This window comes from Actinomycetes bacterium, from assembly GCA_035506535.1.
GTDB lineage: Bacteria > Actinomycetota > Actinomycetes > DATJPE01 > DATJPE01 > DATJPE01.
On the sequence record DATJPE010000021.1, the window covers coordinates 1 to 6,630 of the forward strand.

6 protein-coding genes are annotated in these 6,630 nt (G+C 73.4%); 4 read left to right on the forward strand and 2 right to left on the reverse strand.

What is annotated here, in order from left to right:
* The first annotated feature begins 112 nt into the window (after positions 1-112).
* The gene (locus tag VMI11_03055) at positions 113-808 is read left to right on the forward strand and encodes a polysaccharide deacetylase family protein (protein HTY71383.1); all 696 of its coding nucleotides are present in this window, start codon (positions 113-115) and stop codon (positions 806-808) included.
* Positions 805-1,296, forward strand: coding sequence for a DUF427 domain-containing protein (locus VMI11_03060; protein ID HTY71384.1), 492 nt, complete (start codon positions 805-807; stop codon positions 1,294-1,296). Before VMI11_03055 ends, VMI11_03060 begins: the two co-directional genes overlap by 4 nt.
* Positions 1,297-1,317: 21 nt before the next feature.
* On the opposite strand, the gene VMI11_03065 is transcribed toward VMI11_03060, so the two are convergent.
* Both VMI11_03065 and VMI11_03070 read right to left on the reverse strand, forming a co-directional pair.
* Positions 1,318-3,297: a CocE/NonD family hydrolase gene (locus VMI11_03065; protein HTY71385.1), complete on the reverse strand. Its 1,980-nt coding sequence runs from the start codon at positions 3,295-3,297 to the stop codon at positions 1,318-1,320.
* A complete protein-coding gene (locus VMI11_03070; protein ID HTY71386.1) occupies positions 3,290-4,375 on the reverse strand; it encodes a P1 family peptidase in 1,086 nt (361 codons plus the stop codon). The genes VMI11_03065 and VMI11_03070 overlap by 8 nt, the downstream gene beginning before the upstream one ends.
* 40 nt (positions 4,376-4,415) lie before the next feature.
* Here VMI11_03070 and VMI11_03075 point away from each other — a divergent pair, with 40 nt between their 5' ends.
* Together VMI11_03075 and VMI11_03080 are read left to right on the forward strand one after the other, a co-directional pair.
* The gene (locus VMI11_03075) at positions 4,416-5,480 is read left to right on the forward strand and encodes a histone deacetylase family protein (GenBank protein ID HTY71387.1); all 1,065 of its coding nucleotides are present in this window, start codon (positions 4,416-4,418) and stop codon (positions 5,478-5,480) included.
* Positions 5,481-5,650: 170 nt separating this feature from the next.
* Positions 5,651-6,630: 2-oxo acid dehydrogenase subunit E2 (locus tag VMI11_03080; GenBank protein HTY71388.1), on the forward strand; the 980-nt coding region annotated here is incomplete at its 3' end.

Below are 6,630 nucleotides of genomic sequence, written 5' to 3' on the forward strand. Positions count from 1 at the left end.
CATGGAGGACATGGAGGACATGGAGGACATGGAGGACATGGAGGACATGGAGGACATGGAGGACATGGAGGACATGGAGGACATGGAGGACATGGAGGACATGGAGGACTAGGTGTTCATCGACCGACCTCTGCTCGGCTCGTCCCTGCCCGAGGGGACGCTCTGCCTCACCTTCGACGACGGGCCGGGGGCACCGGGGCCGGACGGCTCGGGGCCGCGCACCCTCGAGCTGGCCGAGTACCTGTCCGACGAGGCCGTCCCGGCGACGTTCTTCGCCTGCGGCGAGCCGGTGGCCGCTCTGCCCGGGGTCGTGGAGCGCGTCCGCGCCCTCGGCCACGCGGTCGGCAACCACACCCACACCCACCCTGACCTGCAGGTCGCCCTCGCCGGTGGCCTCGACGTGGTGTCCGAGGTGGCGGCCACCGACGCCCTGATCCGCGCTCAGGAAGGACCGCTCTTCTTCCGGCCGCCCTACGGCAGCTGGTCGCCCGCTGTCGCGGCTGCGCTCAACACGCGACGAGGTCTGGCGGCCGGGTATGTCGGACCCGTGTTGTGGGACATCGACGGCCGGGACTGGGCGGCCTGGCGCGACGGTCGGAGTGCGCGCTCGTGCGCCGCCACCTATCGTCGCGCCGTGGAGAGCACCCGCCGGGGCATCGTCTTGATGCACGACAGCACCGCCGACCACACCGAGTGGCAGCCGCGCAACCTGACGTTCGAGACCGTCCGCCTGCTCGTCCCCGAGCTGCGCGCCCAGGGGTACCGGTTCGCCGCCCTGGCCGAGATCCCTGCTCTGTCCCCGCGGTGAGCGGCTCCGGGCACGCCGGCAACGCGCCGGAATCGGTCTGGGACTACCCGCGCCCACCGTCGGTCGAGCCGTCCGCTCGCCGCGCCCGCGTCCTGTACGCCGGCGTCGTCGTGGCCGACACGGTGCACGCCCTTCGGGTCCTCGAGACCAGCCACCCGCCGACCTGGTACCTGCCCGCCGCCGACGTCCGCGTCGACCTGCTGTCCCCCACCGGGCGTCAGAGCTTCTGCGAGTTCAAGGGGTTCGCGACGTACTGGTCGCTGCGCGTGGACGGCTCGCTCAGCGTCGACGCCGCCTGGTCCTACCCCGACCCCCGGCCCGGCTACGAGCGGCTCAGGGACCACCTCGCCTTCTACCCCGGACGTGTCGACGCGTGCTTCGTGGACGACGAGCCGGTGCTCGCCCAGGAGGGGGACTTCTACGGCGGTTGGATCACCTCCGACGTGGTCGGCCCCTTCAAGGGCGGCGAGGGCACCCGCGGCTGGTAGCCGATGGCCAGCCGGCCCGTGTCACGGCTGGCGCTCGACGACGCGCCGCCAGCGACGCTCGGCCACGGGCTTGGCGTCCTCGAAGCACTCGACGTCGGTGTGCACGGCGTACTCGGTGGCGCTGACCCGCACGTCCAGCCGGGAGCGCACCACCACCTCGACCGCGGGCTCGTCGAAGCGCAGCGTGAAGCTCACCTCGGCCTGGGCGCGCTGCTCGAAGGTCCTCGTGTCCACGCTGACCCGTCCCCAGTAGCGCTCGACCGCGGAGCCGTACGGCGTCTCGTACTCGGACCCGTGGTCCACGACGCAGGCCGTCTCACGCCGCAGCACGTCGCGTTCGACCCGCCACGTGACTCCCTCGCCCTCGGCGGGGTCGGCCTCCTCGCCGGGAACGAACGTCGGGACCGGGTACGGCGAGGGGCCCTCCATCACCGGCAGCACGAGCGTGCCGCCGCGGACGTCGAGGGTCACCGGCCGGGGCGGGGCCACGGTGTTGGGCCAGTCGGCGCCCGCGACCGACAGGCGCAGCCGGTGACCGCGGTCGAAGCGCCAGGCGGTCGCCTCGAGCTCGATCTCGACGTCGTAGGCCTCGCCGGGCTCGAGGGCCTCGGCGCGGTCCAGCCCGCCGCGGCGGGTCAGGTCGAGGACCCCGCGGGTGATCAGGGTCGACGTCCCGTCGGGTGCGAGGCTGCACAGCTTCGCCGACACAGTGGCGGCCAGCCCGTCGGTCGCGACCGACAGGCGCAGGACCGGGTTGCCCGCGAGCTCGACGCCGACGGCGTCGAAGTCCCAGGTGAGGGAATCGGCATCGTCGTGACGCTGGTCCAGCGGCTGCCCGTACGGCAGGTGACCGGCGCAGGAGATCCACGCCGCCGTACCGACGTCGGGGACCACCGGGTAGGCGCGCCGCCCGAGCAGGGTCAGCTCCCGGGTGCCGGAGCGCGGTGAGGGCCAGTCCTCGGCGCGCCACTCGCCGGGCACCGTGACGAGGTCCGGCTCCGGCGCGTGGGGGCGGCGCACGTACCAGACGGCGCTCGGCTCGCGGTCCACCCCGTTGTCGATCCCGCGCAGCCAGCGGTCCCACCAGCGCACCATCTCCGGCACCAGGTCGATCCGCGGGCCGGGATAGGAGGTCGACGCCGCCATGTGCGACCAGGGGCCCACGAGCAGGCGATGCGGGGTTCCGGCCGACTCGAGCGCGGCGACGGTGCGGAAGGTGTTGTTGCGGTAACCGTCCGCCCACCCGGCGACGATCATCACGGGGATCGAGACCGCTGCGTAGTCGGCCCGGATGGAGCCCGCCCGCCAGTACTCGTCGTCGAGCTGGTGGGCCAGCCAGGTCAGCAGCCAGGGCTGGTGGGCGTCGACCCGGGCCAGCCACTCCTCGCGCCAGCCGGTCGCGTCCTCGTCCCCCGCCGCCGGGCGTGACGCCCACACCGCAGGCACGGGCGGCAGGGCGTTCATCGCGGTCATGTAGTGGCAGTAGTCGACGAGGTCGAGCAGCCGAAGGGCCCCACCCATCCAGTGCACGTCGTCGGCGTAGCGGTCGTCACTGCCGTAGATCGCCAGCACCGCCTTGAGCGCCGGCACGGACTGTGCCGCCATCTGCAGGGAGTTGAACGCGCTGTACGACGTCCCGAACATCCCGACGTTGCCGGTGCTCCACGCCTGCTCGGAGATCCACCCGATGACATCGGCGAGGTCTTCGCGCTCCTGCTCGGGGTACTCGTCGACCGCCATGCCCTCCGAGCTGCCGGTGCCGCGAAGGTCGAGGCGCGCGACGACGTAGCCGTAGTCGCGGCACAGCCGCACGTACTCGGGCCGGTAGGACGCGGTGAGGTCGTCCTTGCGGTAGGGCAACGCCTCGAGCAGGCAGGGCTGCGGGCCCAGCGCTTCGTCGGGCAGCCACAGGGACACGGCCAGATGCGCTCCATCGCGCACCGGGACATAGGTGTCGAGCCGGATGACCTCCGCCACGCGGCCCTCCTCGACGTCAGCCACGGCCATGCTCCGCCAGGAGGCGCCGGACCGCGTCGACGGGCAGACCCTCGCTGACGTGCCCCCCTCGGCCCACGACCGTAGCCGAGGAGAGCAGGGCGTTGAGAACCGATTCCTCGGATGCGTCGACGACCGCCTCGAACAGCTCGTCGACCGCAGACCCACGCAGCGGCTCGCCCCCGCCGAGTCGCCCGGTTCGGTCGGAGCGCAGCCCGGTCGAGATGCCGAGGAAGATCTCGCCGCTGCCGTGGTTGGCGACCGAGCCGGCGCGCGCCATGCCCAGCCCGATCCGGCGGGCGACGCGCTCGCACTCGTCGGGGAGCAACGGGGCGTCGGTCACCGCGATCCCGATGCACGAGCCGGCTGGCGACCGTCCGGGCGGATCCGGGTCCGGTGGCAGGAGGCGCCCGACCGGTACGCCGTCGACGCACAGCCGGCCACGACTGCCCCAGAAGTTGCAGAGAAGGACCACTCCGAGCATGTGACCGGTGGACAGACGCCGCGAGGAGGTACCGATGCCGCCCTTGAAGCCCATGCACATCATCCCGGTGCCGGCTCCGACGGACCCCTCCGCCGGCGCGACGGTCGACGCGACGGAGGCCTCGGCTGCCGCCCACGCGGCGGCGACGTCCTCGCGGGTCACCTGCATCCGGCGGGCGTCGGAGAGCCAGGAGTCGTCGCACTCCCCGACCACCGGGATGACCACGTCCTCGGCCACGCCCGGGTCGCGTTCGGTCATGAGCTCGCACGCCGCGTCGTAGACACGCCCCAGCTGCATCGTCGACGTCAGGAAGACCGGCGTCTCCACCACGCCCCACTCCCCGGCCGTCAGCAGCCCGGTGCACTCGCCGGCTCCGTTCAGCACCGCGGCGCCCGCGACGACCGGCCGTCGGAAGGTGTCCTGGGCGGGCAGCAGGACGCTGACCCCGGTCCGGGCGACGCCGCGGCCCAGCGGCGGCTCGGGCTCGTCCCGCCACAGCGTCGCATGGCCCAACCCCACGCCGGGCACGTCCACGACGCTGCCCGTCGGGCCCGGTGGCAGGTCGCCGATCCTGATCTGTAGGTCAGCAACCCGCGGCATCGGCCCATCCTGCCGCACCGCACTGCCAGACTGGCCCTCCGTGGCCGAGGTTCACCTGCCGTTCGTCTGGACCGAGCGAGTCCTCGACCACGTCCCGGGCGCCGAGGTCTGGGTGGGGGTGAGCACCCCTGGCACCGAGGTCGCGCGGCGGGCGAGCCTGATCCGGGAGTCGCTGCTGGCCGCCGGGGCGAGCGAGGTGGCCGCGACCCCGCACGACGACACCTACCTGCTGGCCGTCCACGATCGCGGCCTCGTCCGCCACCTGCGCGACGTGCACGCCCAGTGGATGGCCTCGGACATCCCCGCCCTCGCCGGCCAGGACCGCGTCGTGCCGTACGTCTTCCCGACCGAGGGCATGCTGCAGGGGCTCCCGGTGCGCGACCCCACGGCCGTGCACGCCCGCGCTGGCCGCTGGTGCTACGACACCATGACCTTGGTCGGTCCCGGGACGTGGACCGCCGCGAGGGCCGCGGTCGACGCGGCACTGACCGCGGTCGACCTGGTGGTGGCCGGGGCGCGCAGCGCGTACGCCCTCACCCGGCCCCCGGGCCACCACGTGACACGTGCGGCATACGGCGGCTCGTGCTACCTGAACAACGCGGCGGTCGCCGCCTCGGCCCTGCTCGGCGCGGGGTACGAGCGCGTGGCCGTCGTCGACGTCGACGCCCACCACGGCAACGGCACCCAGGCGGTGTTCTACGAGCGACCGGAGGTGCTCTACGCCTCGGTCCACGTCGACCCGGGGGCCGGCTGGTTCCCGCACTACGCCGGCTTCGCCGAGGAGACGGGACGTGGTCCGGGAACAGGGGCGAACCGCAACGTCGCGCTGGCCCCCGGAGCCGGCGACCAGACGTGGCTCCACGGCATCGACCAGCTGCTCGATGCGGTGGCGGCGCACCGCAGCCAGGTGCTCGTGGTCTCCCTCGGCGTCGACGCGGCCATGGACGACCCGGAGTCACCGCTGCGGGTCAGCAGCGAGGGGTACGGCGCCACCGGGACCCGCCTCGCCGCGACGGGGCTGCCGTGCGTCCTCGTCCAGGAGGGCGGTTACCACCTGCCGACCCTGGGCGGCCTGGTCACCGCGGTCCTCGCCGCCTTCGCCTGAGCCGGCTCGCCCGGACGGGGTAGCGACGCGGCGCACCATCGCCGCCGGCGGCCCGACACAGGTGGCGGGGCTAGGCTGGTGCGCCGGCCCAGGTGGTCGCTCGTTCCTGGCTCGTGACCCGGCCGGCCCCGTTCCCAGCAGCCAGGAGACTCGCAGGAGCGCCGCGCGTCGTGTCCAGCCAGGTAGCCGAGTTCGGCCCCAACCAGTGGCTCGTCGACGAGATCTACCAGCAGTACCTCAGCGACCCGAACTCCGTCGACCCGGCGTGGTGGGAGTTCTTCGCCGACTACAAGCCCGCGGACGCGACGCTCCCCGCGGGTGCGCCCACCGACGAGCTGCCGGGGGCGACCGAGCCCGCCACGGAGCCGGCCGCCGCACCGGCGGCGACCCCCGAGGCCACTCCGCCGGCGGGCCGCAGCCCCGCGTCCGACGCGGTGACGCCGGAGCCGACCGTCGGCGGCGTCCCACGGTCCTCGGCCAAGCCGGCGCCGCGCGCCGTACCGCCGCAGGCGGAGCCCGTCGGGCTCACCCCGCCGACCACGACCCCCCTGCAGGTCGTCGAGCCACCGCGCCACGAACCGCAGAGCCAGGTGCTGCGCGGACCGGCCGCGCGGGTCGTCTCCAACATGGAGGCCAGCCTCACCGTCCCGACCGCGACCTCGGTGCGCGCCGTCCCGGCCAAGCTGCTGATCGACAACCGGCTGGTCATCAACAACCAGCTGGCCCGGGCGCGCGGGGGCAAGGTCTCCTTCACCCACCTCATCGGCTGGGCCGTCGTCCAGGCCGTCAAGGCGATCCCGGCCATGAACGCCCACTTCGCCGAGGTCGACGGCAAGCCCACCCTCGTCGACCCGGGGCAGGTCAACCTCGGACTGGCCATCGACCTCGCGCGACCCGACGGCTCCCGTCAGCTGCTCGTCCCCTCGATCAAGGACGCCGACCGCCTGGACTTCGCACAGTTCTGGACGAGCTATGAGGACCTGGTCCGCCGGGCACGGGCGGGCAAGCTCGCGGTAGAGGACTTCGCCGGGACGACGCTGACCCTGACCAACCCCGGGACGATCGGGACCGTGCACTCCGTGCCCCGGCTCATGGCGGGGCAGGGCGCGATCATCGGCGTGGGCGCGATGGACTACCCCGCCGAGAGGCA

Coding starts and splice junctions, on each gene's coding strand:
- VMI11_03070 (HTY71386.1), bottom strand. CDS start 4,375: ATGCCGCGGGTTGCTGACCTACAGATCAGGATCGGCGACCTGCCACCG.